Genomic DNA, 23265 nt, shown 5'->3' with positions numbered 1-23265 from the left:
ATGCGCAAACTGGCTGCTTTATGTTTCCCGCTCATGCTGGCCGCACCTCTGGCCGCCGATCCCCTGAGTGATCTCCTGAGCGAGGCGCTGGAGCGTGCGGTGAATGAACATACGGTGCCGGCGGTGGATCATTTCGACGTGGCCACGGCGCTTTTGTCCGATGTGGCGGGGGACAATTGCCTGCCCAATGCGGTGAAACCCGCTTATAATGAGGCTTTTGACGCCTGGATGGGGTTGCAGCACCTGCATTTGGGGCCGGTCGAGGCCAACGGGCGCATCCTTGCCATTGCCTTCTGGCCCGACAAGAAGGGCATGATCCCGCGTACACTGGCGGGCTATATCGCCGATGAAGATCCGGTGATCGAAGATCCAGAGGAGTTTGCCCAAGCCTCCATCGCGGTGCGCGGGCTCTTTGCGCTCGAATACATGCTCTATGACGAGCAGTTCAATGACTACAGCGAGGACAGTTATTCCTGTCATCTGGTGCAGGCGGTGGCCCGTGACCTGCATCGCATGGGCGCGGCAATCAAGGCGGAATGGGAGGCGCCCGACGGTTTTGCCCAGACGCTTTTGCTTGCGGGGGAAGCGCCGCATCCGCTTTATCTCACCAGGACGGAAAGTGTGCAGGCGCTTTACACCATGCTGACCTCTTCGCTGGAAGTGACCCGCGATCAGCGGATCGGGCGGCCTATCGGGTCTTTCGAGAAGCCGCGCCCGACGCGGGCCGAAGCCTATCGCTCGGACCGGGCGCAGCGCAACGTGGTGTTGCAACTCCAAGCCGCCCGTGATCTGGCGCGCAAGCTGGCACCGGGAGAAATGCCCTTGGCCGAGGCGGCGTTCGAGAAGACGATCGCGCTGGCCGAGGGGCTCAACGATCCGGGGTTTGCCGGTGTGGAGGACCCGATGGGGCGGCTCAAGGTCGAGATCATCGGCCAGAATATCACCACTATCCTCGGCCATCTCGCCAATGAGGTCGGCGCGCCTCTGGGGGTGTCGGCCGGGTTCAACGCTTCGGACGGTGACTGATCCGTCCGCGTTTCGTGCTTGAAAACAAAAAGATACTGGATAACAGCTATGACATCACGCCGCACTTTCCTCAAGGCCGCGCTCGCCGCCACAGTCGTTCCGCGGCTGAGCTGGGCGGATGCGGGATCGCCCGCCTTTCTCGGGGCCGCGAAGGATGCTTCCGGCGATTACGCGCTTTACGGGCTCGACGCGCAGGCGCAGATCCTGTTCCGCGCGCCTCTGCCCGCCCGCGGTCATGCCGCCGCCGCCCATCCGTTCAAACCCGAGGCCGTGGCTTTTGCCCGTCGTCCCGGCACCTTTGCCGTGGTGGTGAACTGCGCCACCGGGCGGATCACCCACCGGCTCGACGCGCCCGAGGGGCGGCATTTCATGGGGCATGGACTGTTCGTGGAGAATGGCGATCTGCTTTTGACGCCGGAGAACAATTACGCCGAGAAAAAGGGTATTCTCGGCATCTGGGATCGCCGCAAGAATTACGCGCGTGTCGGCGAGGTGGCGACCCACGGCATCGGGCCGCATGACGTGAAACAGCTTTCCGACGGCACGCTGGTCGTGGCCAATGGCGGGATTTTCACTCATCCGGATATTGGTGAGGGACGGCAGAAACTCAACATCGACGTGATGGAACCGTCGCTGGTCTACCTGTCCTCCGACTATACGCTGGTCGAGAAACATGTCCTGACGCCTGAGCTGCACAAGAACTCGATCCGCCACCTGTCGCTTGCACCCGACGAGCAGGTCGCCTTTGCGATGCAATGGGAGGGGGACGAGATGGATCTCGTGCCGCTTCTGGGGCTGCATCGGCGTGGCGAAGAGGTGGTTCTGGCCGAAGCCGATCTGGGTGAGCAATATGCGATGAAGGCCTATGCCGGTTCCGTGTCGCATTCCGGCGATGGCACGGAAGTGGCGATCAGCTCTCCGCGCGGCGGGCGTATCCATCGTTTTGCGCCGGACGGGACGTTCCTCGGTGCTGTGGTGCGGGGCGATGTCTGCGGGCTTGCGCCAATGGGCGACGGCTATCTCGGCTCCGACGGGTTCGGTGCGCTTCTGGCGATGAAAGAGGACATGCGGCCTCTGAATGCGGTGCCGGGGCTTGCCTGGGACAACCACTTGGTGGCGCTGCCCGAACTTGCGGCATGAGCCGAAGGAGCAGGTCGATAAAATTTTACAAAAATTTTGTCCAAATTTGAGGCAAAGCGGCAACACCGGGCGCAAGCAATTGTGTCCGGTTGCCATTCCGGTGGCGGAGATGATCTCTAACGGATTGTTATTAAAGCGAGATGAGGCATGTGGCGTGATGTGGTGTTGTCCCATGCGCAAGGCCCGGAATTCACGGAGCCTTGCTCAAAGCGCGGGCGCTCTTGCAGCCCCCCCGGTCCAACACTAAGACTCAGGTAACACTTCCGCGCTAACACATCAGACGAAGCAACAGGCAGGGCCCGATGAAAGATCCGATTGATATCTATATGAACACCCTCGTTCCCATGGTGGTCGAACAGACGAGCCGTGGCGAACGCGCCTATGACATCTTCTCGCGCCTGCTGAAAGAGCGCATCATTTTCCTCAACGGGCCGGTGCATGACGGCATGTCCTCGCTGATCTGCGCCCAGCTTCTGTTCCTCGAAGCGGAAAACCCGAAAAAAGAGATCGCCATGTATATCAACAGCCCGGGCGGTGTGGTGACCTCGGGTCTTTCGATCTACGACACGATGCAATACATCCGTCCGAAAGTGTCCACTCTGGTGATGGGGCAGGCGGCCTCCATGGGCTCGCTTCTGCTGACCGCCGGTGAGAAAGGCATGCGTTTCTCCCTGCCGAACTCCCGCGTCATGGTGCACCAGCCGTCCGGGGGCTATCAGGGGCAGGCGACCGACATCATGATCCACGCGCAGGAGACGCAAAAGCTCAAGGATCGCCTGAACCAGATCTACGTCAAACACACCGGGCAGGAATTCCAGACCATCGTCGATGCGCTGGAGCGCGACAATTTCATGTCGCCGGAAGACGCCAAAGCGTTCGGCTTGATCGACGAGATCGTCGAAAGCCGCGCGCCGGTCGAAGACTGAGACAGGGCGTGAGGCGATCCGGTGCGGCGTGGCATGCGATGTCCCGGCGCACCTTGCCTCCGGCCGGGCGTATTCAGGCGAATGGGATTTTGCCATTGTGCCCGAAAAACCACTGTCCTACACTTTCGGGGACAGCTATGGAATTAGGTCTCCTTCGGGAGGCCCGCGCGCCGGGGTGGTTTTCGACCATCGAGGCGTAGATTGCGGCTCGTAATGGCCCGTAACGGGATGTGAGACGCGACACGGAAAACCCGCCCGGCCTCCGCGCCGGTCGACAGGCAATATTAGAGAGCCCGCCCGGGCTCAGGGGAATGTGATGAGCAATTCGTCCAGTGGCGACAGCAAAAATACGCTCTACTGCTCGTTCTGCGGCAAGAGCCAGCACGAGGTGCGCAAGCTGATTGCGGGTCCGACCGTTTTCATCTGTGACGAATGCGTAGAGCTTTGCATGGATATCATCCGTGAAGAGACGAAAACCTCCGGTCTGAAATCCTCCGAAGGCGTACCCTCGCCACAGGAAATCTGCCAGGTGCTCGACGATTACGTGATCGGTCAGGCGCGCGCCAAACGCGTGCTCTCGGTGGCGGTGCACAACCATTACAAACGTCTCAACCACGCGGCCAAGGGCGCGGGCGATATCGAGCTTGCCAAATCGAACATCCTGCTGATCGGCCCGACCGGTTGCGGGAAAACCCTTCTGGCACAAACTCTTGCCCGTATCCTCGATGTGCCGTTCACGATGGCCGACGCAACCACGCTGACCGAAGCCGGTTACGTGGGCGAGGATGTCGAGAACATCATCCTGAAGCTCTTGCAGGCCTCCGAGTACAACGTCGAACGCGCACAGCGCGGCATCGTCTATATCGACGAGGTCGACAAGATCACGCGGAAGTCCGACAACCCCTCGATCACCCGCGACGTGTCGGGCGAGGGGGTGCAGCAGGCGCTTCTCAAGATCATGGAAGGCACCGTGGCGTCTGTGCCGCCGCAGGGCGGGCGCAAGCATCCACAGCAGGAATTCCTGCAAGTCGACACGACGAACATCCTGTTCATCTGTGGCGGTGCGTTTGCCGGTCTCGACCGCATCATCGCGCAGCGCAACAAGGGCACGGCGATGGGCTTTGGCGCCGATGTGAAGGACAATGACAGCCGCGGCGTCGGCGAGTTGTTCAAGGAACTGGAACCCGAAGACCTGTTGAAATTCGGTCTGATCCCGGAATTCGTCGGTCGTCTGCCGGTGCTCGCCACGCTCGAAGACCTCGACGAAGATGCGTTGGTGACCATTCTGACCGAGCCGAAAAATGCGCTTGTGAAACAGTATCAGCGCCTGTTCGAGCTGGAAGATGCGAAACTTTCCTTCACGGAAGAGGCGCTGACGGCGATTGCCAAACGCGCGATCGAGCGCAAGACCGGTGCGCGGGGGCTGCGTTCCATCCTCGAAGACATCCTTCTCGATACGATGTTCGAGCTTCCGGGCATGGACAATGTGACCGAGGTGGTGGTCAATGAGGAGGCGGTTACCTCGCCCGCGAAGCCGCTGATGATCTATTCCGACGAAGAAAAGAGCAAGGAAGCGACGGCCTCCTGACGCGGATGCGAATATTCAAAGGCCCCGCCATTTCGGCGGGGTTTTGCTTTGCGGGCGCGCCACCCCGCAAAACCCGTACCACGCCGCCGCTCCCCTCTGGACCTCCGCGCGCGGATGGTCCATAGAAAGACCAAGCGACATTCGAAAGGTGACGACGTCATGGGGATTTTGAACACGGCTCTGCGCTCTCTCATCTGGTGGAAAGACGGGACCATCGGCACCCAGTTCTTCACCTGGCGTCACGGCATCAAGGTCGGTGAGGACGCCCAGGGCAACACATTCTACCGCAACGAAGACGACACCCGCCGCTGGGTCGTCTACAATGGCGAGATCGAAGCCTCCCGCATCAGTCCCGACTGGCATGGCTGGCTGCATCACACCTTTGCGAACCATCCCGGTCACGAACCGCTCCCCCACAAGCCTTGGGAAAAGGAGCATGTGGAGAACCTGACCGGCACGCCCGCGGCCTATGCGCCCGCAGGTTCCATCCGTCGCGCCCATCCCGTCGAACGGCGTGACTACGAGGCCTGGCAGCCGGAATAATGGCCGAGAACCCGACAGAGGTTGCGGTCGGTGCGGGCGTCATCGCGCTTGCGCTTGGCTTTCTGGTCTACGCCGGACAGGTCACGGGCTTTGGCGTCTCCGCGCCCGATCACTATCGCCTGACCGCCTCCTTCCGCTCCGCCGAGGGGATTTCCACTGGCACGGATGTGCGTCTGGCGGGGGTCAAGGTGGGCACGGTCACCGGACTCGACCTCAATCGCGATACCTTCCGGGCTGAGGCGCAACTGACGCTCAACGCCGATGTGCTTTTGCCTGATGACACGGCGGCGATGATTTCCTCAGAGGGGCTTCTGGGTGGCAATTTCGTGGAACTGGTGCCCGGCGGCTCGATGTTCAATTTCGAGGACGGGCAGGTGATCGCCGACACGCAGGGTTCGGTCAGCCTGATCAACCTCTTGCTGAAATTCGTCACCGGCAGTGACGAGGGGAGTGCGGAATGACCCGACTGGCGACCCTCATGAGTGCGGCACTGATTGCGGCCACCCTGCCGGCTCTGGCGCAGGAGGGCGGTTTCACCGACGATCTCGAAACCGGGCTGGATCAGATCACCATCACCCCGCTCGAAGAGGGGGAAGAAGTCGGTGGGTTCGGGGCCGGTGGGCTATCGCTCGAAGATCTGCAAAACCTGCCGAACGGCGATTTCCAGCAGGAGTTGCGCGACATCACCACGGAAATTCAGGAGCATGTGGTTTCCTCTTCCGGGGCGACGGTCCGCGCGCTCGACAAACTGACGGGCGCGGTCGCGGATCTGACGATCGAGACCGGGCAGAGCCAGAGCTTTGGCCGGATCGAGGTGTTCCTCGGCGATTGCCGCTATCCGGCGGACAACCCCTCGGGCAATGCCTATGCCTATCTCGTGGTGCGCGCTCAGGGCAGCGAGGCTCCGGTGTTTTCCGGCTGGATGGTTGCGTCTTCGCCGGCGCTCAACGCCATGGATCACCCGCGTTACGACATCTGGCCGCTTACCTGCGACATACCGACAACACAAGCTCAGGAGTGAGCGGCGCGTCCAGTGCCGTGATATCTGCCCGCGTTTCCAGAGCTTTGCGCAGGAGCGCGCGATACCGGGCGCGCGGAATCTCAATGCCGCCAAGGCTGGCGAGATGCTCGGTCAGGAATTGCGTGTCGAAGAGGGTGAAGCCGGTGAGGCGCAGTCGGGCCACCAGCCAGGCGAGCGCCAGTTTCGAGGCATTGGGCACACGCGAAAACATGCTTTCGCCGAAAAACGCCGTACCGAGCGCCAGCCCGTATGTGCCGCCGACAAGCCTCTCGCCGTCCCAGACCTCGATGGAATGACCGAAACCCATGTCGTGCAATTGGCAATAGAGGTCAAAGATCGTGGTGTTGATCCACGTTTCCGGCCGGTCGGCACAGCCCTCCATAACACCCGCGAAGTCGCGGTTCAGCGTGAGGCTGTAGCGCTCCTGCCGAATGAGACGAGCAAGCGAGCGGGAGACGTGAAACCCGTCCAACGGAATGATGCCACGTTCGCGCGGATCGACCCAGAAAAGGCTGTCGTCCTCACGGCTTTCCGCCATGGGAAAAACGCCATTGGCATAGGCTTGCAGGATCAGGTCCGGGGTCAGTTCGACGTGGTTCATGGGCCGAATGTGGCGGGGTTTCGGGCAAAAGAAAAGGCCGCCCGGTGAGGCGGCCTCAGGTCTCACGAAACGGATCTCAGCCGAACTGTGCGGCGAGCCATTTTTCCAGCCAGTGGATGTTGTAATCTCCGGTCTGGATGTCCTTTTCCTGCAACAGCGCATGGAACAGCGGCACGGTGGTGTCTACCCCGTCGACGATCAACTCGCCCAAAGCGCGGTTCAGGCGGGCCAGAGCCTCCTCCCGGTCGCGGCCATGCACGATCAGCTTGCCGATCAGGCTGTCGTAATAGGGCGGGATCGAATAGCCGGTATAGAGCGCCGAATCCATCCGCACGCCAAGACCGCCCGGCGCGTGATATTGCGTCACCTTGCCGGGGCAGGGCGCGAAATTCGGCAGGCGTTCGGCATTGATCCGCACTTCGATGGCGTGACCGTTGATCTTCAGGTCTTCCTGCGAGAAGGACAGCTTCTCTCCAGAGGCCACGCGGATTTGTTCGCGCACGAGGTCCTGACCGAAGATGGCTTCGGTCACCGGGTGCTCCACCTGAAGGCGTGTGTTCATCTCGATGAAATAGAACTCACCGTCCTCGTAGAGGAATTCGATGGTGCCCGCGCCCTTATAACCCATCTCGGCGATGGCTTTGGCGCAGATGCCGCCGATCCGGGCGCGCTCTTCGGGCGTGATGCAGGGGCCGGGGGCCTCTTCGAACACTTTCTGGTGACGGCGCTGCAAGGAACAGTCCCGCTCGCCAAGGTGAACGCCGCCGCCCTGACCGTCGCCGAAGACCTGCACCTCAATGTGACGCGGCTTCTGGAGATATTTCTCCATGTAAACCTCGTCATTGCCGAAGGCGGCTTTTGCCTCGGACCGCGCGGTGCGGAAGGCGATCTCAAGTTCTTTCTCGTCGAGGGCCACTTTCATACCGCGACCACCGCCGCCAGCGGTCGCCTTGATGATGACCGGATACCCCATCTCGGCGGCGGTCTTCTTGGCGGTCTCCACATCGGGCACACCGCCCTTGGAACCGGGAACGACCGGGATGCCGAGTTTTTCAGCGGTGGCCTTCGCGGTGATCTTGTCGCCCATCTGGCGGATGTGCTCGGCGGAGGGGCCGATGAAGGTCAGATCGTGATCTTCGACGATCTGCACGAAGGCAGCGTTTTCCGACAGGAAGCCATAGCCCGGGTGGATCGCCTGCGCCCCAGTGATCTCGCAGGCTGCGATGATCGCCGGAAAGTTCAGGTAGGACTGGGCCGAAGAGTTCGGGCCGATGCACACGGCCTCGTCGGCCATGCGCACATGCATGGCGTCGGCATCGGCGGTGGAATGGACCGCAACCGACTGGATGCCCATCTCGCGACAGGCGCGGATCACCCGAAGGGCGATCTCGCCACGGTTGGCAATGAGGATTTTATCGAACATCGGGGTGCCCCTTATTCGATGATCATCAGGGGCGCGCCGAATTCGACCGGCTGGCCGTCATCCACGAGAATACGCTTCACGGTCCCGGATTTCGGTGCGGGGATGTGGTTCATGGTTTTCATCGCCTCGACGATGAGAAGCGTCTGCCCCTCGGAAACCTGATCGCCGACCTTCACAAAAGAGGCAGCCCCCGGTTCCGGCGATAGGTAAGCGGTGCCGACCATCGGCGAGGCCACGGCGTTCGGGTCCTCGGACGGATCGGGGGCGTTGGGCGCGGCGGGGGTGGCTGCGGCGGCGACCGGTGCGGCCGGAGCAGCGGCGACGGGTGCCGGGGCGGCAACTGTTTGCACGATGGCCTGCGGTGCGGCACGGCTCACGCGGACGTTCAGGCTGTCATTGTCGCCATATTCTCGCATGACTTCGAGTTCGGTGAGATCATTGGCGCTGAGAAGTTCGGCAAGCGCCTGGATGAAAGCCACGTCGGCGTCGTTTTGCTTTGTCATATGTTCCACTCGGGTTATGGCCCGCCCGGCTGTCATGTTGGTCGATGGGCCCGGGCTGATTTGTCTTCTGTCCCACGTATATAGGGGTTGTGACGTTGCGTGAAAACCCGATATCGCGGGTTAGGGCCGGTGCTGTAAGGCAAACTCTGCCCATGTTTTGAGCGATTGCGCATCATTATTTGGCGCAGGCTTTCGGAAAAGACCGAAAATAACCGAAGTTAAAATTTTACCACTTGATAAAAATATACCCCCTGTCACGGTGACTCACAAGACAAGCAAGCCAACAGGGAGCAAGCCCTATGTCCAACACGCCGTTGACGCCCGGTGTCCAGCCCGGACGCCTGCCTGCGGAACGCTATCCGGCGCAGTTTTCCGACCTGCATCCGGTGCTCGACCATCATGAGGCGCTGGTCGCCGCAGACCGCTGTTACTTCTGTCACGATGCGCCCTGCATGACCGCCTGTCCGACCTCGATCGACGTGCCTTTGTTCATCCGGCAAATCCTGACCGGCACGCCGGAAGCCGCGGCGAAGACCATTTTCGAGCAGAACATCCTTGGCGGTATGTGCGCCCGCGTCTGTCCGACGGAGACACTTTGCGAAGAAGTCTGTGTGCGCGAAGTGGCCGAAGGTAAGCCGGTGGAGATCGGCCGCCTGCAACGCTACGCCACCGACTCGCTGATGGCGCAGGGCGTGCATCCCTTCACCCGCGCGGAACCGACCGGCAAAAAGGTCGCCGTGGTGGGGGCTGGCCCTGCGGGGCTCTCGGCGGCGCACCGGCTGGCGATGTATGGTCACGAGGTCACGATCTATGACGCGCGGCCCAAGTCCGGGGGGCTCAACGAATACGGCATCGCGTCCTACAAGGCGCCCGATGGCTATGCCCAGAAAGAGGTCGACTGGCTGATGCAGATCGGCGGGATTTCCGTTGTGAATGGTAAGAAACTGGGCGAGGGTCTGACCCTTGAGGGGCTGAAGGCGGACTATGATGCAGTCTTCCTCGCGATCGGTCTGGCGGGCGTCAATGCGCTTCGGGCCGAGGGCGAAGACAAGGACGGTGTTCTGGATGCGGTGGATTTCATTTCCGAACTGCGTCAGGCCGAGGACCTGTCGAAACTGCCTATCGGGCGCAATGTCGTGGTGATCGGCGGCGGCATGACCGCTGTGGATGCCGCCGTTCAGGCGAAACTTCTGGGCGCGCAGAACGTTTCCATGGTCTATCGCCGGAGCCGGGCGCGCATGTCCGCGTCAGAATACGAACAGGACCTTGCGACATCGAAAGGCGTGCAGATTTTTTATAATGCCGCCCCCGTGGCGGTTTACGGCAACGGGTCCGTGGCTGAGGTCGAGTTCGAATATACCTCCGAGGAGGGTGGTGGCCTGAAAGGTACGGGCGAGACCTTCCGTCTGCCCGCAGATCAGGTGTTCAAGGCCATCGGTCAGACCCTCGATGGTGCGCCCGAAGGCATTGAAATCACAGGCGGCAAGATCGCGGTCGATGCCATGGGGCGCACCTCGATTGTCGGCGTCTGGGCCGGGGGCGATTGTGCCTCGGGCGGCGAAGACCTGACGGTGACGGCGGTGGCCGAGGGCCGCGACGCCGCGAGAGACATCCACGCCAAGCTGATGGAGGGCTGAGCTATGGCCGATCTGACGAGCACTTTTTGCGGCATCAAAAGCCCGAACCCCTTCTGGCTGGCTTCCGCGCCGCCGACCGACAAGGAATACAACGTCCGCCGCGCCTTTGAGGCCGGGTGGGGCGGGGTCGTCTGGAAAACGCTGGGCGAGGAAGGCCCGCCGGTCGTGAACGTTTCCGGCCCGCGTTACGGTGCGATCTTTGGCGCAGACCGGCGTCTTTTGGGGCTCAACAACATCGAACTGATCACCGACCGTCCGCTTGAGGTGAACCTCGAAGAGATGACGCGGGTGAAAAAGGATTACCCGGACCGGGCGCTGATCGCTTCCGTCATGGTGCCTTGCGATGCGGAGAGCTGGAAGAACATTATACCCCGCATCGCCGAAACGGGCTGTGACGGGTTTGAGCTGAACTTTGGCTGTCCGCATGGCATGGCCGAGCGGGGCATGGGCTCCGCGGTGGGGCAGGTGCCGGAATATATCGAAATGGTGACGCGCTGGTGCAAGGAGACGACTGACTTGCCGGTGATCGTCAAGCTGACGCCGAACATCACCAATATCCTCTACCCGGCGGAGGCGGCCAGGCGCGGCGGTGCCGATGCGGTCAGTCTGATCAATACGATCAACTCGATCACCTCCGTGAACCTCGACACCTTCAGCCCGGAGCCCATGATTGACGGCAAGGGCACCCATGGCGGCTATTGCGGCCCGGCGGTGAAACCCATTGCGCTCAACATGGTGGCCGAGATTGCGCGTAACCCGGAAACTGCGGGCCTGCCGATCTCCGGCATCGGCGGCGTGACCACATGGCGCGATGCGGCGGAATTCCTCGCGCTCGGGGCCTCGAACGTGCAGGTCTGTACGGCGGCGATGACCTACGGGTTCAAGATCGTGCAGGAGATGATTTCCGGCCTCAGCCAGTATATGGATGAGAAGGGCTTCACCTCGGTCGCGGAGATTTCCGGTCGTGCGGTGCCGAATGTCACCGACTGGCAATATCTCAACCTGAATCATGTCACCAAGGCGGTGATCAATCAGGACGACTGCATCAAATGCGGGCGCTGCTATGCGGCCTGCGAGGACACCTCACACCAGGCGATCGAGATGGGCGCGGATCGCACCTTCACCGTCAAGGATGACGAATGTGTGGCTTGTAACCTATGCGTCAACGTCTGCCCGATTGAGGGCTGTATCACCATGAAAACGCTTGAAAAAGGCGAGGTGGATGAACGCACTGGACGCAAGGTGGGCGACTATGCCAACTGGACGACCCACCCAAATAACGTCGCGGCCTGCGTGGCGGAATGAGGGAGCCCGCGCGGAGGGGGGGCCTCCGCGCATTCCTCTGAGGCCCGCATGCCAAATGTTCGAAGTGGCCCGATCTGTCGGGGTAAAGTTCGGACACAGATTCACTGGACCCCGTGCTTTATCCCTTGGCGCGGGGTTCTTTTTGACGAAGTAGGCCAGTCAGCGTCCCTGTCCGAACGAACCGTGAAACCCTGTTGCTCTGTCCAGTCATCAGTCTAAGGCGCGCCGTCCTGACGCGGGAGCGGGATCACCCGTCATAGGGCGTTTGCAAAACCGCAGCGGGGCTGGCATAGCGGGCTTCGGGGTGCTGAGCCTCCGACGGGATGGCTGTCAGAGCGGTTTGCGTGTCTTTTGAGACCTTTTCGACGGTCTCTGTCGAAGGCGTTGCATTCGCCGTCGCAGTTTGCGCCGGGGCAATGGCCGCTTCGTCCGCACTTTGAGTGCGTTTTGCGGCGATTTCCGCCAACGCATTGCGCAGGTCCAGTTCAACCTCAAGCACCGAGGCCTGAAAAGCCGGTGTCGGGCCAACGAGGGCGTCCTCCGGCAGTTTCTCACCAAAGATCGCAGCGGGCTCACCGTTGTCCGAAACCGTCACCGCCTCGCTCCGAGAGGTCTCAGCCGATTTCGGATAGGTGATGTCGGTGCCGTTCTGGCCGGGAAGTTCGTTCCCCTTGGTATAAGTTGCCGTCCCGTTCAGCGCGGTTCCCGTCACTTGTGGCACGGCTGGCTCCGGTGGATCGGGAGGTTGCCGAAAGGCAAATCCGCCCCCGCCGAAAGCCGGCACGCCCGTTACATTGGTCATGCTCGTGCTCCTTTTTTTTCAGGAGCCCCCACCATCTTTCTTTATAAAGAGTTATGGTATCCCAAGGGTTAAGGCCCACGGGAATTTTTATTTATGCTTAACGAGATGTGACCTGCGGGATGGCGTGGCCGCTTACGGTGTGAGCATCCGGCGGAACAGCGTGTCGAGATGCGCGCGTGCGGCTTCGAAATGGCTGTCGCCTTCCGGGTGGAGAATGCCCCGGATCTGCGCGTCGAAATCGGCGTAATGTTGGGTTGTGGCCCAGATCGAGAAGATCAGGTGATAGGGATCGACCGGCGCAATGCGCCCGGCGGTGATCCAGTTCTCGATCACCTCGGCCTTTTCATCGACCAATTCTTTCAACTCACCCTCGATCTTGTCCATGATATTGGGAGCGCCCTGCACGATTTCATTGGCAAAGAGACGGCTCTCGCGTGGGTATTCGCGGGCCATTTCCAGTTTGCGCAAAACATAGGCAAGGATCTCTTCGACCGGCTCACCATCTGCCTGCATTTTGCGCAAAGGATCGAGCCAGGTTTGCATCAAACCGTCGATCAGCTCGCGGTGAATCGCCACTTTCGAGGGGAAATAGTAAAGCAGATTGGGTTTCGAAAGCCCCGCTGCCTTGGCGATCTGGTCCAGCGTCGAACCGCGAAATCCATGCTGGGAAAACACGTCCAATGCCGCTTCCAGGATGGTTTCTGTATTCTTTTTCTGGATTCTCGTCCGTGGTTGTCGTCCCGGCATATGGCGTTCGATTCCCATTCCATCCCCATTTCGTCGTCGTTTACCGCTTATTGTTTGCTAAAAAAAGCGCCAAACATAAGAGGGAATCGCCTTAAAACCGCACTTATGCCCTCTTTGCATGGTTTTTCGGCAAGTGCATGGTTTTGTGTCTTCGTCGGCTGCTGTTAGGGTTCTCTTGACCAAATGGTCAAACCTGCGGGGTGAATGGCGATGACGGGGCAGGGCCGCAAAGCGCGCATGCCAGATGCCTGACCGGTGAGGCCGATCCTTGCAGACCCGAGAAGAGACATTTGAAAGGACATCCCATGGCCGCCGCTGGTGAAAACCTCAAGATCAACTCCGAACGTCTTTGGGACAGCTTGATGGAGATGGCGAAGATCGGCCCCGGCATCGCGGGTGGCTGCAACCGCCAGACGCTGACCGACGAGGATGCCGAAGGGCGCAAACTGTTCCAGACATGGTGCGAAGAGGCGGGGCTGACGATGGGTGTCGATGCCATGGGCACGATGTTCATGACCCGCGAGGGCACCGATCCCGATGCGCTGCCGGTCTATGTCGGATCGCACCTCGATACCCAGCCCACGGGTGGGAAATACGACGGGGTTCTGGGCGTGCTGGGCGCTTTGGAAGCCGTGCGCACGATGAACGATCTGGGGATCAAGACGAAGCACCCGATCGTGGTCACGAACTGGGCCAATGAGGAGGGCGCACGGTTTGCGCCTGCGATGCTGGCTTCCGGTGTGTTCGCGGGCAAGCATACGCTCGATTACGCCTATGGGCGCACCGATCTCGAAGGCAAGAGCTATGGCGAGGAACTGGCACGGATCGGTTGGAAAGGCGACGAGGAGGTCGGTGCGCGCAAGATGCATGCTTACTATGAGTTGCACATCGAACAGGGGCCGATCCTGGAAGCCGAGGGCAAGGACATCGGTGTCGTGACCCATTGTCAGGGGTTGTGGTGGCTCGAATTCACCCTCACCGGCAAGGAGGCGCATACCGGCTCGACGCCTATGGCGATGCGCACCAATGCGGGGCTGGCATTCGGCCGCATTCTCGAAATGGTGCAGGACGTGGCGATGGAGTACCAACCCAATGCGGTGGGGGGCGTCGGTCAGGTGCAGTTCACCCCGAATTCGCGCAACGTGCTGCCGGGAAAAGTGGTGTTCACCGTCGACATCCGGACGCCGAACCTCGATAAACTCAACAAGATGCGCGCGATCATCGAAGAACGTGCGGCGCAGATTTGCGAGGAGATGGGGGTCGGGTGTTCCGTTGAGCCCGTAGGCCATTTCGATCCGGTGACCTTCACACCGGAACTGGTGTCCAATGTGCGTAACGCCGCTGAAAAGCTCGGCTATTCGCATATGGATATTGTCTCTGGCGCGGGGCACGATGCCTGCTGGGCCGCGGCTGTGGCGCCGACGACGATGATCATGTGTCCCTGTGTCGACGGTCTGTCGCATAACGAGGCCGAAGATATCAGCCCGGAATGGGCCGCAGCGGGGGTCGATGTGCTGTTGCATGCGGTGCTGGAAACCGCTGAGATCGTCGAGTGAGTATTTGAGCCATCAGAAAGCCAGAGCGCGCAGACAAGCGCGCCGCTTTTGCCAACAAGGAGTGAGACATGAGCAAGGTGATCAAGGGCGGTACGATTGTCACCGCCGATCTGACCTATAAGGCGGATGTGAAAATCGAGGATGGCAAGATCGTCGAGATCGGGCCGGACCTGACGGGTGACGAGATTCTCGATGCGGAAGGTTGCTATGTGATGCCGGGCGGGATCGACCCGCACACGCACCTTGAGATGCCCTTCATGGGCACCCATTCGGCGGATGACTTCTATGCGGGCACCCGTGCGGCTCTGGCGGGCGGCACCACGATGGTGGTCGATTTCGCGCTGCCCGATCCGGGGCAGTCGCTTTTGGATGCGATCAAGGTCTGGGACAACAAATCTGCACGCGCCTGTTGCGACTATTCCTTCCACATGGCGATCACATGGTGGGGCGAGCAGGTCTTTGACGAGATGAAGACCGTGACCGAGAAGGGCATCAACACGTTCAAACATTTTATGGCTTACAAGGGCTCTCTGATGGTGAACGATGACGAAATGTTCGCCTCCTTCAAACGCTGCGCCGAGCTGGGGGCGACGCCTTTGGTCCATGCCGAGAACGGCGATCTGGTGGCGGAGATGACTGCGAAGCTTCTGGCCGAGGGCAACACCGGGCCGGAGGCGCATGCCTATTCGCGGCCCTCGCAAGTGGAAGGCGAGGCTACCAACCGTGCGATCATGATCGCCGACATGGCTGGCGCGCCGCTTTATGTGGTGCATACCTCCTGCGAGGAGGCGCACGAAGCCATTCGCCGGGCCAAGATGAACGGCAAACGGGTCTGGGGCGAGCCGCTGATCCAGCACCTCGTGCTTGATGAAAGTGAGTATTTCAACGAAGACTGGGACCACGCCGCGCGCCGCGTGATGTCGCCGCCGTTCCGCAACAAGAAACATCAGGACAGCCTCTGGGCGGGTCTCGCCTCCGGTACGCTCTCCTGTGTCGCGACCGATCACTGTGCCTTCACGACCGAGCAGAAACGCTATGGCGTCGACGATTTCTCGAAAATCCCGAACGGCACGGGTGGGCTTGAGGATCGCTTGCCGGTGCTCTGGACCTACGGGGTCGAGACGGGGCGGATCACGATGAATGAATTCGTTGCTGTAACCTCTACGAATATCGCGAAAATCCTGAACTGTTACCCGCAGAAGGGCGCGGTTCTGGTGGGCGCGGATGCCGACCTGATCGTCATGGACCCGAGCATGTCGAAAACCATCAAAGCCGAGACACAGGCCTCCTCCATCGACTATAACGTCTTCGAGGGGATCGAGGTCAAAGCACTGCCGCGTTACGTGCTGACTCGCGGCTATGTGGCGGTCGACAAAGGGGAGCTGAAGGCCAAGGAAGGCCATGGCGAGTTCGTTGCCCGCGATCCGAATGCGACGGTGAACAAAGCGCTGTCCAAGTGGAAAGAGCTGACCGCACCGCGTCCAGTAGAACGGGCGGGTATTCCGGTGACGGGCGTTTGAGACAAGCTGGGCAGGGCCGATAAAACGGCCCGCCCGATATGGGGATGGTCCGGGAAAAATATTCCGGCAAGAACAAAGACATAAGCCAAATGAAAAAGCCAGTAATCGACGCGCAGGGGGTGGACCTGACGTTCCAGACGAACGACGGGCCGGTGCATGCGTTGAAAGACGTGAATTTGCAGGTCGACAAGGGGGATTTTGTCTCTTTCATCGGGCCGTCGGGCTGCGGCAAGACGACATTCCTGCGCTGTATCGCGGCGCTGGAGACGCCCACGGGGGGCAAGCTGACGGTCAACGGCTTGAGCCCGGATGAGGCTCGGAAATCAAGAGCTTATGGCTATGTGTTCCAGGCGGCGGGGCTCTATCCGTGGCGCACGATTGCGGGCAATATCCGCCTGCCTCTGGAGATCATGGATTTCCCGAAGCCGGACATTCCGGAACGGGTTGAGAAGGTGCTCGACCTCGTGGATCTCAAGGGGTTCGGCAAGAAATACCCATGGCAGCTTTCCGGCGGCATGCAGCAACGCGCCTCGATTGCCCGCGCGCTTGCCTTCGATGCGGAAATCCTGCTGATGGATGAACCTTTTGGCGCTCTGGATGAGATCGTCCGCGACAAGCTCAACGAGGAGCTTCTCAAGCTTTGGGCGGCGACCAACAAGACCATCGCCTTTGTCACCCATTCGATCCCCGAGGCGGTGTATCTCTCGACGAAAATCGTCGTGATGTCGCCGCGCCCGGGGCGGATCACCGATGTCATCGAAAGCACGCTTCCCAAGGAGCGACCACTCGAAATTCGCGACAGTGAAGAGTTCATCAAGATTGCCCACCGGGTGCGTGAGGGCCTCAGAGCGGGGCATGCGGAATGAGTGCGAATTCGGCGAAAACCGCTGTCGGCAAAGTGTCGGATGTGTGTCGGACTTCTGTCGGGCTCCGCGATGTTTCTTTTGTCGTCAAATATCCCGGGGGAATGCCGAAGGCATGGGGGCAGAGCCCCCTTTGGTATGAGGGCCGGGCATGAACAAGATCATCCCTGTTCTCACCGTCCTAGCCGTGATCGTCGCCGTCTGGTACGCCGCCGCGATCAGGATGAACAGCCAGTGGACCTATGATCAGGCGGCGCGCGCGGGCACAGAAGTGACCCTTAGCACTCTGGTCAAAGACACGCTGGCGCAGGAACGCCCCAAACTTCCGGCGCCGCATCAGGTGGTGGCCGAACTGTGGAACACCACGGTCGAGAAAAAGATCACATCGAAACGCTCTCTCGTCTATCATGGCTGGATCACGCTGTCGGCGACGCTTCTGGGGTTCGGGATCGGTACGTTGGGCGGGATCGCTCTGGCGGTCGGCATCGTGCATAACAAGGCGATGGATCTGGGCGTGATGCCTTGGGCGATTGCCTCGCAGACCATCCCCATTCTGGCGATTGCGCCGATGATCATCGTGGTGCTGAACTCGATGGGCATCTCGGGACTGATCCCGAAGGCGATCATTGCGGCCTATCTGTCGTTCTTCCCGGTCGTCGTGGGCATGGTGAAGGGGCTGCGCGCGCCGGATCAGATGCAGCTCGATCTGATGAAAACCTACAACGCGTCCGGGGCGGAAACCTTCTGGAAACTACGGCTGCCGTCTTCCATGCCCTACCTGTTTACCTCGCTGAAAGTCGGGGTGGCGGCGGCGCTTGTGGGCACCATCGTGGCGGAGCTTCCGTCAGGGGCGACACGCGGGCTTGGCGCGCGGCTGTTGTCCGGATCCTATTACGGTCAGACGATTCAGATCTGGTCGGCCCTCTTTGCCGCAGCGGCGCTCGCCGCCGCTCTGGTGATCGTGGTGGGAATTTTGGAACGTGCGGTTCTCAAGAAGATGGGGATGGCGCAATGAACCTGCTTTACATCCTTCTCGTCCTCGCGGTCTGGCTCGGCCTGTGGTGGCTCAACACGCGCTTTGCGCTGCATAAAAGCACGCAATGGATCGTTCCGGTTCTTTTCGGTATCACACTGATTTTGCTTTGGGAAATGGTGGTGCGGCTGTTCGGGGTTTCGCCGGTGATCCTGCCGGCGCCCTCGGCGATCTGGACCAGACTCGTGAGTTCCATGCCGATCCTCTGGCAGGATTTCGTGCAGACGATCTTCAAGGGTGCGCTTTCCGGCTATGTGCTCGGCTGTGGGGCGGCGTTTGTCACCGCAGTGCTGATCGACCGTTCGCCTTTCCTGCAACGCGGCCTTCTGCCGATCGGCAATTTCATCGCGGCGCTGCCGATTGTCGGCATCGCACCAATCCTCGTGATGTGGTTCGGTTTCGATTGGCAATCCAAGGCTGCCGTGGTCGTCGTCATGGTGTTCTTCCCGGTGCTGGTGAACACGGTGGCGGGGTTGCAGGCAACTGAGGCGATGCAGCGCGATCTGATGCGGACTTATTCGGCCTCATACGGGCAGACGCTTCTGAAGCTGCGGCTTCCGGCGGCCATGCCCTTTGTTTTCAACGGGCTTAAAATTGCGACAACACTGGCGCTGATCGGTGCGATTGTCGCCGAATTCTTCGGCTCGCCCATCAAAGGCATGGGGTTTCGGATTTCCACCGAAGTCGGTCGTCTCAACCTTGATATGGTTTGGGCGGAGATTGCGGTGGCTGCTGTCACGGGATCGGTCTTTTACGGGCTGGTGTCGCTGATCGAAAAGGGGGTGACCTTCTGGCACCCGTCCCAACGCGGGTAACCGCATTTGCAATGGCACGGGGGGGAACGCCTCGGCCGAATTTACAACTTGGAGGTTGTACGACGATGAAAAAGCTACTGACGAGCGCTGCCGCTCTGGCTGCCTTGACATCTTTTGGGGCGAGCGGAGCCTTCGCCGCCGACGAGGTGACGCTACAGCTCAAATGGGTCACCCAGGCCCAGTTCGCGGGCTATTACGTGGCGCTGGAGAAAGGCTATTACGAGGCCGAGGATCTCGATGTGACGATCAAGGCCGGTGGCCCGGACATTGCGCCGGTGCAGGTTCTTCTGGGCGGTGGTGCCGATGTCATGGTCGACTGGATGCCGTCCGCTCTGGCCGCGCGTGAAAACGGCGCGCCGGTGGTAAACATCGCACAGCCGTTCAAATCCTCCGGCATGATGCTGACCTGTCTGAAAGAGACCGGCATTGAGGGACCGGAGGATTTCCCGGGCAAGACGCTGGGTGTCTGGTTCTACGGCAACGAATATCCGTTCCTCTCCTGGATGGGTAAACTCGGCATTCCGACCGATGGCTCCGACGGCGGTGTGACGGTCCTCAAACAGGGTTTCAACGTCGATCCGCTGCTGCAAAAGCAGGCGGCTTGTATCTCCACCATGACCTATAACGAATATTGGCAAGTGATCGACGCTGGCATTTCCGCCGACGATCTGATCACTTTCAAGTACGAGGATCAGGGCGTGGCGACGCTGGAAGACGGTCTTTACGTGCTCGAAGACAACCTCGCGGACGAGGCATTCAAGGAGAAGATGGTGCGTTTCGTGAAGGCCTCCATGGAGGGCTGGAAATACGCCGAGGAGAACCCGGAAGAGGCCGCCGAGATCGTGCTTGAGTACGATGAAACCGGTGCGCAGACCATGGAACATCAGGTGCGCATGATGTCTGAAGTGGCAAAGCTCACGGCTGGTTCGAACGGTGCGCTGAATGTGTCCGATTACGAACGGACCGTGGCGTCGTTGCTGGCCGGCGGTTCCGATCCGGTGATCACCAAGGAACCGGAAGGTGCCTATACGCTTGAGATCACGGACGCGGCGCTTCAGTAAGCCTTTGCGCTTTACATAAAAAAAGACCCGCCCCGAGGACCATCGGGGCGGGGTTTTCGCCTTGCGGCGAAAGGGCAGGACGGTTTTTCCGTCATATGGTCAAGGCTTACGAGTTGATCGCCTGTTCAATAGTCATCTCGCCTTCGACCTCCGTATACTCGGACACGTCGACGTCCGGCATGGCTTCGAGCTCGGCTTCGGTATGGCCTTGGACCATCACCGTGTCCTCGTCGACGATGGAGAACTGATCCACCGGGACCAGCACGTCATGTTCGCCGATGCCGAGGAAGCCACCCATGCCGACCACGGCCATGATCTCGCCTTCCGCTTTGACGATGGCGTCGATCTCGCCGATGTCGTTGCCTTCCTGCGACAGAACTTTGGTGCCGACGATTTCGGTCACGGTCTCATCGCCGAAAGTTGCGAGCGCATCGGCCAGTTTCTCGGCGCCGCTCTTTGTGGCGTCCCAGGCTTTGCTTGCGGCATCGCCCGTGGCTTCGACCATGTCGGACGCACCGTCCTCGGTCTCCTGCATCAGGTCTGCGTTTTCGTCTTCGGTGGTCTCCGCTCCGGTCTCAACGTCTGCACCCACGGTGGCGTCCGCACCCACGGTGGTATCGGCCTCGGTGTTCTGTTCGATGGTGACGCCATCGGAGTTGACCTCGGCCTCGGTCTGGCTGGTCATGTCGGCCAGCGCCGGGGTGGCGACCAGGGTGATGGCGGCAACGGTGGTCATCAGTTTCTGCGTCAGGGTTTTCATCGTATTCTCCTCTCTGTCATGCGTTTGCATGTGGTATGCAAAAACAATGATTGAGGCGTCCGGGGAGTTCCGGGGAAATTTCAAAAACCCAGTTTTTATTTGATATTGCTATATATTTTCATTGTTTTGGCGGATCTGAATTTGGGAGAACTCCCGGTTGAGCGTGGAGAGGATTTTGTAGAATCCCTGGATTTCCTCTGCACTGAAGCGCTTGGAGAAGGCCGCGATCTCACAGGCCTCGCGGCTGCGGATCGCCGTGATGATCGCGCGGGCCTCTTGCGAGAGGCGGTAGCGTTTTGAGGCGCGATGGCGCGGATTCTCAACGCGTTCCAACTTGCCGTCCTCATGGAGTGCCTTGATCTCGCGCCCGACGAATTGTCGGCTGACATCGAGATGTGCGGTGATCTGGGGCGCGGAGGCTTCGCCCATTGACAAGAGCGCCTCAAGGATGGCGCGCTGACCGACCGTGATGCCGGTCCCGGCAAGGTCGTATTCGACCCGCGCGGTGATGTTGCGCAGGAGCGGCCGGGTCAATTGAATGCCCGCGTAAAGCTGATCGGTGAGACTTATCGCTGTCATCGTCGGACTCCTTTGCTTGCGATTGTGCGACGTGGCTCCTATATTGTCAACTTAGTTGACATATTGTGTGGAAAGGATGCGCGATGAAATGGTCTTCCCTGAGCGAACGGCAAATCCTTAAGGCACAGGCGGAAGGACGGCTCGACAATCTGAAAGGGGCAGGCAAACCGCTCGACACACGTAGCGGCAATGACACGGACGCGGCGGGGTTTCGCATCATGGCGGAGGCGGGCGTGGTGCCGCGTGAGTTCGAGATGCGCAAGGAGATCGAGGCGCTGAACGCGCAGTTGAAGGATACGGTGGAGATGGAGGCGCGCAAGGCGCTGTTCCGGCAGATCGCGCAGGTACAGCTCCGGCTCGACATCGAGGTCGAAGCACGGCGGAAATATTACCGGACAGGGGATTAAAGATGGGGATGAGAGCAGCGGTCACATCAGCGCGGCGGGGGAGAGGACGCGGGCCGTGGCGCCGGTGCGCAGCTTGAACCGAGCGAGATCGGGCGCGCGCCTTGTGTCGATCGTTCCGAGATCGAGCCGCCGCACGCCTTCGAGTTTCAGCCGCTTGATCGCCTCCCAAAGGATCAGATTGTGGGCGTTCACCGCACGTCCACGCGGGCCGGTGTGGCCGATCTGATAAGTGGCAGAAGTGCCGTGCAGGATGAACAGCATGAACGCGTCGTCCACTTCGAACAGACGCAGGGATTTCGGCGCAACATCTTGCAGGGCAAGGGCGAATTCGGGCGGCAGTCCGCGATAGCGCCGTTGTGCCTGCTGATGCTTTTCCAGCAAGAGATAGGGGCGCAAGACCGAAGGCGAGGGCGCGAGACGGGTCACGCGAAGCCCAGATTTTTCAGCCTTTTTCAAGGCATTGCGCCATTTTCCATTGAGGCTGAGGCGCATGTCGGAGAGGGTCGGGCGCAAATCGAGTTCCACCACTTCGGGCGGGGGTGTCAGGCCGAGGCGACCGAATGTCCCGGGCAGGCGGCTGTCCGGGCTCATGAGTTTAAGGCCAAAAGGCAGGGCGGCCCGAAGGCTGTGGACCACGGCGCTCTCAACCGCTTTGTCGGGCGCGCGGGTCAGAAACAGCGGGCCGCGGAGCGCGACGCTGATTTCTGCGCCGAAGGTCGGGCGCATGAGAACCTGCGCCAAAGCGATGGGCGTGCGGTGATCATAGATGACAAAGCGCCGGGCGTCGCGCCCGATGCGTTTGGCGGCCTCACCATAGAGCCAGCGCTGCGACAGCGGCGCATCGACCGTGTCGGCCAGCTCCTCCCATTGGGTTTCGTCTGTGATCTCGCGTGTTTCCATACCGGATGCTGGGCCGATCAGGGTTAAGATTCTGTGTTGGTTGCGCTCTGTGGGACGATTTTTTGTGGAGAAGCTGCGGTTGCTACAATTTTCATGAAATGTCACAGGTCCGCGCCCGGGAATTAAGCGTTTGGAAGGGGGACGTGCGGGAGGCTGATGGTCTGCAACAGGGGGCGCCCGTGCAATATCAGAGATTCCCGAAAGATCTGAACGCAGCGGCGGTTCTGGCGTTGGTATGGCATATCAGCCCGAAAGCGGGGCTGCGCGCGCATTGGACGCATGTGGTGCGGTCCTGAGGGGTCGGCTTTTTTGCAAAGAGAAAGGTCGCCCAGAGGGACGACCTTTGCGATTTCTGGGTCTGCATTCACAATGTGAACAACATTACAGGTCCGTGCGCCTCACTTTTTGAGGTTATACAGCGAATTCTGTATCAACTCGTCGACGACTTGTGGTTCGGCGAGGGTTGAGATGTCGCCGAGGGAGCCTGTGTCGTTTTCGGCGATTTTGCG

At 60.4% G+C, this 23265-nt stretch carries 24 protein-coding genes; 16 read left to right on the top strand and 8 right to left on the bottom strand.

The features are described 5' to 3' along the window. The 7 genes from C8N42_RS14475 (at nucleotide 1) to C8N42_RS14445 (ending at nucleotide 6244) form a co-directional block, all read left to right on the top strand. A complete protein-coding gene (locus tag C8N42_RS14475; protein WP_107817292.1) occupies nucleotides 1-1026 on the top strand; it encodes an imelysin family protein in 1026 nt (341 codons plus the stop codon). A gap of 48 nt (nucleotides 1027-1074) precedes the next feature. Next, complete coding sequence (locus tag C8N42_RS14470; protein ID WP_107817291.1) at nucleotides 1075-2166, top strand: DUF1513 domain-containing protein; 1092 nt, start codon at nucleotides 1075-1077, stop codon at nucleotides 2164-2166. 302 nt (nucleotides 2167-2468) lie between these two features. Then, nucleotides 2469-3092: an ATP-dependent Clp protease proteolytic subunit gene (locus C8N42_RS14465; RefSeq protein WP_107817290.1), complete on the top strand. Its 624-nt coding sequence runs from the start codon at nucleotides 2469-2471 to the stop codon at nucleotides 3090-3092. A 316-nt stretch (nucleotides 3093-3408) separates the two neighbouring features. Next, nucleotides 3409-4680 carry an ATP-dependent Clp protease ATP-binding subunit ClpX gene (gene clpX / locus C8N42_RS14460; RefSeq protein ID WP_066711131.1) on the top strand — a complete coding sequence of 424 codons (1272 nt, stop codon included), beginning with the start codon at nucleotides 3409-3411 and terminating at the stop codon, nucleotides 4678-4680. A gap of 159 nt (nucleotides 4681-4839) precedes the next feature. After that, nucleotides 4840-5223: an NADH:ubiquinone oxidoreductase subunit NDUFA12 gene (locus C8N42_RS14455; RefSeq protein WP_107817289.1), complete on the top strand. Its 384-nt coding sequence runs from the start codon at nucleotides 4840-4842 to the stop codon at nucleotides 5221-5223. After that, a complete protein-coding gene (mlaD, locus tag C8N42_RS14450) occupies nucleotides 5223-5684 on the top strand; it encodes an outer membrane lipid asymmetry maintenance protein MlaD (RefSeq protein WP_107817288.1) in 462 nt (153 codons plus the stop codon). Before C8N42_RS14455 ends, mlaD begins: the two co-directional genes overlap by 1 nt. Continuing rightward, complete coding sequence (locus C8N42_RS14445) at nucleotides 5681-6244, top strand: DUF2155 domain-containing protein (protein ID WP_245890156.1); 564 nt, start codon at nucleotides 5681-5683, stop codon at nucleotides 6242-6244. Before mlaD ends, C8N42_RS14445 begins: the two co-directional genes overlap by 4 nt. Here the strand turns inward: C8N42_RS14445 and aat are convergent. The 3 genes from aat to accB all read right to left on the bottom strand — a co-directional run bounded on the left by aat (nucleotide 6207) and on the right by accB (nucleotide 8771). After that, nucleotides 6207-6845: a leucyl/phenylalanyl-tRNA--protein transferase gene (aat, locus tag C8N42_RS14440; protein WP_107817287.1), complete on the bottom strand. Its 639-nt coding sequence runs from the start codon at nucleotides 6843-6845 to the stop codon at nucleotides 6207-6209. The genes C8N42_RS14445 and aat overlap by 38 nt on opposite strands. Nucleotides 6846-6921: 76 nt before the next feature. Further along, a complete protein-coding gene (accC, locus tag C8N42_RS14435) occupies nucleotides 6922-8268 on the bottom strand; it encodes an acetyl-CoA carboxylase biotin carboxylase subunit (protein WP_107817286.1) in 1347 nt (448 codons plus the stop codon). 11 nt (nucleotides 8269-8279) lie between these two features. Continuing rightward, nucleotides 8280-8771 (bottom strand): acetyl-CoA carboxylase biotin carboxyl carrier protein, encoded by a 492-nt coding sequence (accB, locus tag C8N42_RS14430; RefSeq protein ID WP_107817285.1) that lies wholly within the window; start codon nucleotides 8769-8771, stop codon nucleotides 8280-8282. A 299-nt stretch (nucleotides 8772-9070) separates the two neighbouring features. On the opposite strand from accB, the gene C8N42_RS14425 reads away from it, so the two are divergent. Both C8N42_RS14425 and preA read left to right on the top strand, forming a co-directional pair. Beyond that, nucleotides 9071-10408: an NAD(P)-dependent oxidoreductase gene (locus tag C8N42_RS14425; RefSeq protein ID WP_107817284.1), complete on the top strand. Its 1338-nt coding sequence runs from the start codon at nucleotides 9071-9073 to the stop codon at nucleotides 10406-10408. 3 nt (nucleotides 10409-10411) lie between these two features. Further along, a complete protein-coding gene (gene preA, locus C8N42_RS14420) occupies nucleotides 10412-11713 on the top strand; it encodes an NAD-dependent dihydropyrimidine dehydrogenase subunit PreA (RefSeq protein WP_107817283.1) in 1302 nt (433 codons plus the stop codon). A 247-nt stretch (nucleotides 11714-11960) separates the two neighbouring features. Here the strand turns inward: preA and C8N42_RS14415 are convergent, their stop codons facing one another. Together C8N42_RS14415 and C8N42_RS14410 are read right to left on the bottom strand one after the other, a co-directional pair. Then, nucleotides 11961-12515 (bottom strand): hypothetical protein, encoded by a 555-nt coding sequence (locus C8N42_RS14415; RefSeq protein ID WP_107817282.1) that lies wholly within the window; start codon nucleotides 12513-12515, stop codon nucleotides 11961-11963. Nucleotides 12516-12647: 132 nt separating this feature from the next. After that, entirely contained in the window at nucleotides 12648-13262 is a 615-nt protein-coding gene (locus tag C8N42_RS14410; protein ID WP_425430529.1) for a TetR family transcriptional regulator C-terminal domain-containing protein, read from the bottom strand. A 305-nt stretch (nucleotides 13263-13567) separates the two neighbouring features. Between C8N42_RS14410 and C8N42_RS14405 the strand changes: the two genes are divergently transcribed. The 6 genes from C8N42_RS14405 (at nucleotide 13568) to C8N42_RS14380 (ending at nucleotide 20110) form a co-directional block, all read left to right on the top strand. Then, nucleotides 13568-14818 (top strand): Zn-dependent hydrolase, encoded by a 1251-nt coding sequence (locus C8N42_RS14405; RefSeq protein WP_107817280.1) that lies wholly within the window; start codon nucleotides 13568-13570, stop codon nucleotides 14816-14818. Nucleotides 14819-14886: 68 nt separating this feature from the next. Then, entirely contained in the window at nucleotides 14887-16338 is a 1452-nt protein-coding gene (gene hydA, locus C8N42_RS14400; RefSeq protein WP_107817279.1) for a dihydropyrimidinase, read from the top strand. Between the two features lie 89 nt (nucleotides 16339-16427). After that, nucleotides 16428-17204 (top strand): ABC transporter ATP-binding protein, encoded by a 777-nt coding sequence (locus C8N42_RS14395; RefSeq protein WP_107817366.1) that lies wholly within the window; start codon nucleotides 16428-16430, stop codon nucleotides 17202-17204. 148 nt (nucleotides 17205-17352) lie between these two features. Beyond that, nucleotides 17353-18216, top strand: a complete 864-nt coding sequence (locus tag C8N42_RS14390) for an ABC transporter permease (RefSeq protein WP_107817278.1) — start codon at nucleotides 17353-17355, stop codon at nucleotides 18214-18216. After that, nucleotides 18213-19049 carry an ABC transporter permease gene (locus C8N42_RS14385; RefSeq protein WP_107817277.1) on the top strand — a complete coding sequence of 279 codons (837 nt, stop codon included), beginning with the start codon at nucleotides 18213-18215 and terminating at the stop codon, nucleotides 19047-19049. The genes C8N42_RS14390 and C8N42_RS14385 overlap by 4 nt, the downstream gene beginning before the upstream one ends. 65 nt (nucleotides 19050-19114) lie before the next feature. Further along, a complete protein-coding gene (locus tag C8N42_RS14380) occupies nucleotides 19115-20110 on the top strand; it encodes an ABC transporter substrate-binding protein (protein WP_107817276.1) in 996 nt (331 codons plus the stop codon). 106 nt (nucleotides 20111-20216) lie between these two features. Here C8N42_RS14380 and C8N42_RS14375 read toward each other — a convergent pair whose 3' ends face one another. Both C8N42_RS14375 and C8N42_RS14370 read right to left on the bottom strand, forming a co-directional pair. After that, on the bottom strand, nucleotides 20217-20870 hold the full coding sequence (locus tag C8N42_RS14375) for a PRC-barrel domain-containing protein (protein WP_170109312.1): 654 nt from the start codon (nucleotides 20868-20870) through the stop codon (nucleotides 20217-20219). Nucleotides 20871-20978: 108 nt separating this feature from the next. After that, complete coding sequence (locus C8N42_RS14370) at nucleotides 20979-21449, bottom strand: MarR family winged helix-turn-helix transcriptional regulator (RefSeq protein ID WP_107817274.1); 471 nt, start codon at nucleotides 21447-21449, stop codon at nucleotides 20979-20981. An 83-nt stretch (nucleotides 21450-21532) separates the two neighbouring features. On the opposite strand from C8N42_RS14370, the gene C8N42_RS14365 reads away from it, so the two are divergent. Then, a complete protein-coding gene (locus C8N42_RS14365) occupies nucleotides 21533-21856 on the top strand; it encodes a DnaJ family domain-containing protein (RefSeq protein WP_107817273.1) in 324 nt (107 codons plus the stop codon). Nucleotides 21857-21877: 21 nt separating this feature from the next. Here C8N42_RS14365 and C8N42_RS14360 read toward each other — a convergent pair whose 3' ends face one another. Next, the gene (locus C8N42_RS14360; protein ID WP_107817272.1) at nucleotides 21878-22756 is read right to left on the bottom strand and encodes a GNAT family N-acetyltransferase; all 879 of its coding nucleotides are present in this window, start codon (nucleotides 22754-22756) and stop codon (nucleotides 21878-21880) included. Nucleotides 22757-23265 lie beyond the last annotated feature (509 nt).

This window comes from Celeribacter persicus, assembly GCF_003050785.1.
Lineage (GTDB): Bacteria > Pseudomonadota > Alphaproteobacteria > Rhodobacterales > Rhodobacteraceae > Celeribacter > Celeribacter persicus.
This window is presented reverse-complemented; position numbering and strand designations above follow the sequence as displayed.

Excerpts from the sequence above, each read along its gene's own strand:
- C8N42_RS14475 (WP_107817292.1), top strand. The coding sequence starts at position 1 with ATGCGCAAACTGGCTGCTTTATGTTTCCCGCTCATGCTGGCCGCACCT.
- C8N42_RS14470 (WP_107817291.1), top strand. The coding sequence starts at position 1,075 with ATGACATCACGCCGCACTTTCCTCAAGGCCGCGCTCGCCGCCACAGTC.
- C8N42_RS14465 (WP_107817290.1), top strand. The coding sequence starts at position 2,469 with ATGAAAGATCCGATTGATATCTATATGAACACCCTCGTTCCCATGGTG.
- clpX (WP_066711131.1), top strand. The coding sequence starts at position 3,409 with ATGAGCAATTCGTCCAGTGGCGACAGCAAAAATACGCTCTACTGCTCG.
- C8N42_RS14455 (WP_107817289.1), top strand. The coding sequence starts at position 4,840 with ATGGGGATTTTGAACACGGCTCTGCGCTCTCTCATCTGGTGGAAAGAC.
- mlaD (WP_107817288.1), top strand. The coding sequence starts at position 5,223 with ATGGCCGAGAACCCGACAGAGGTTGCGGTCGGTGCGGGCGTCATCGCG.
- C8N42_RS14445 (WP_245890156.1), top strand. The coding sequence starts at position 5,681 with ATGACCCGACTGGCGACCCTCATGAGTGCGGCACTGATTGCGGCCACC.
- aat (WP_107817287.1), bottom strand. The coding sequence starts at position 6,845 with ATGAACCACGTCGAACTGACCCCGGACCTGATCCTGCAAGCCTATGCC.
- accC (WP_107817286.1), bottom strand. The coding sequence starts at position 8,268 with ATGTTCGATAAAATCCTCATTGCCAACCGTGGCGAGATCGCCCTTCGG.
- accB (WP_107817285.1), bottom strand. The coding sequence starts at position 8,771 with ATGACAAAGCAAAACGACGCCGACGTGGCTTTCATCCAGGCGCTTGCC.
- C8N42_RS14425 (WP_107817284.1), top strand. The coding sequence starts at position 9,071 with ATGTCCAACACGCCGTTGACGCCCGGTGTCCAGCCCGGACGCCTGCCT.
- preA (WP_107817283.1), top strand. The coding sequence starts at position 10,412 with ATGGCCGATCTGACGAGCACTTTTTGCGGCATCAAAAGCCCGAACCCC.
- C8N42_RS14415 (WP_107817282.1), bottom strand. The coding sequence starts at position 12,515 with ATGACCAATGTAACGGGCGTGCCGGCTTTCGGCGGGGGCGGATTTGCC.
- C8N42_RS14410 (WP_425430529.1), bottom strand. The coding sequence starts at position 13,262 with ATGCCGGGACGACAACCACGGACGAGAATCCAGAAAAAGAATACAGAA.
- C8N42_RS14405 (WP_107817280.1), top strand. The coding sequence starts at position 13,568 with ATGGCCGCCGCTGGTGAAAACCTCAAGATCAACTCCGAACGTCTTTGG.
- hydA (WP_107817279.1), top strand. The coding sequence starts at position 14,887 with ATGAGCAAGGTGATCAAGGGCGGTACGATTGTCACCGCCGATCTGACC.
- C8N42_RS14395 (WP_107817366.1), top strand. The coding sequence starts at position 16,428 with ATGAAAAAGCCAGTAATCGACGCGCAGGGGGTGGACCTGACGTTCCAG.
- C8N42_RS14390 (WP_107817278.1), top strand. The coding sequence starts at position 17,353 with ATGAACAAGATCATCCCTGTTCTCACCGTCCTAGCCGTGATCGTCGCC.
- C8N42_RS14385 (WP_107817277.1), top strand. The coding sequence starts at position 18,213 with ATGAACCTGCTTTACATCCTTCTCGTCCTCGCGGTCTGGCTCGGCCTG.
- C8N42_RS14380 (WP_107817276.1), top strand. The coding sequence starts at position 19,115 with ATGAAAAAGCTACTGACGAGCGCTGCCGCTCTGGCTGCCTTGACATCT.
- C8N42_RS14375 (WP_170109312.1), bottom strand. The coding sequence starts at position 20,870 with ATGAAAACCCTGACGCAGAAACTGATGACCACCGTTGCCGCCATCACC.
- C8N42_RS14370 (WP_107817274.1), bottom strand. The coding sequence starts at position 21,449 with ATGACAGCGATAAGTCTCACCGATCAGCTTTACGCGGGCATTCAATTG.
- C8N42_RS14365 (WP_107817273.1), top strand. The coding sequence starts at position 21,533 with ATGAAATGGTCTTCCCTGAGCGAACGGCAAATCCTTAAGGCACAGGCG.
- C8N42_RS14360 (WP_107817272.1), bottom strand. The coding sequence starts at position 22,756 with ATGGAAACACGCGAGATCACAGACGAAACCCAATGGGAGGAGCTGGCC.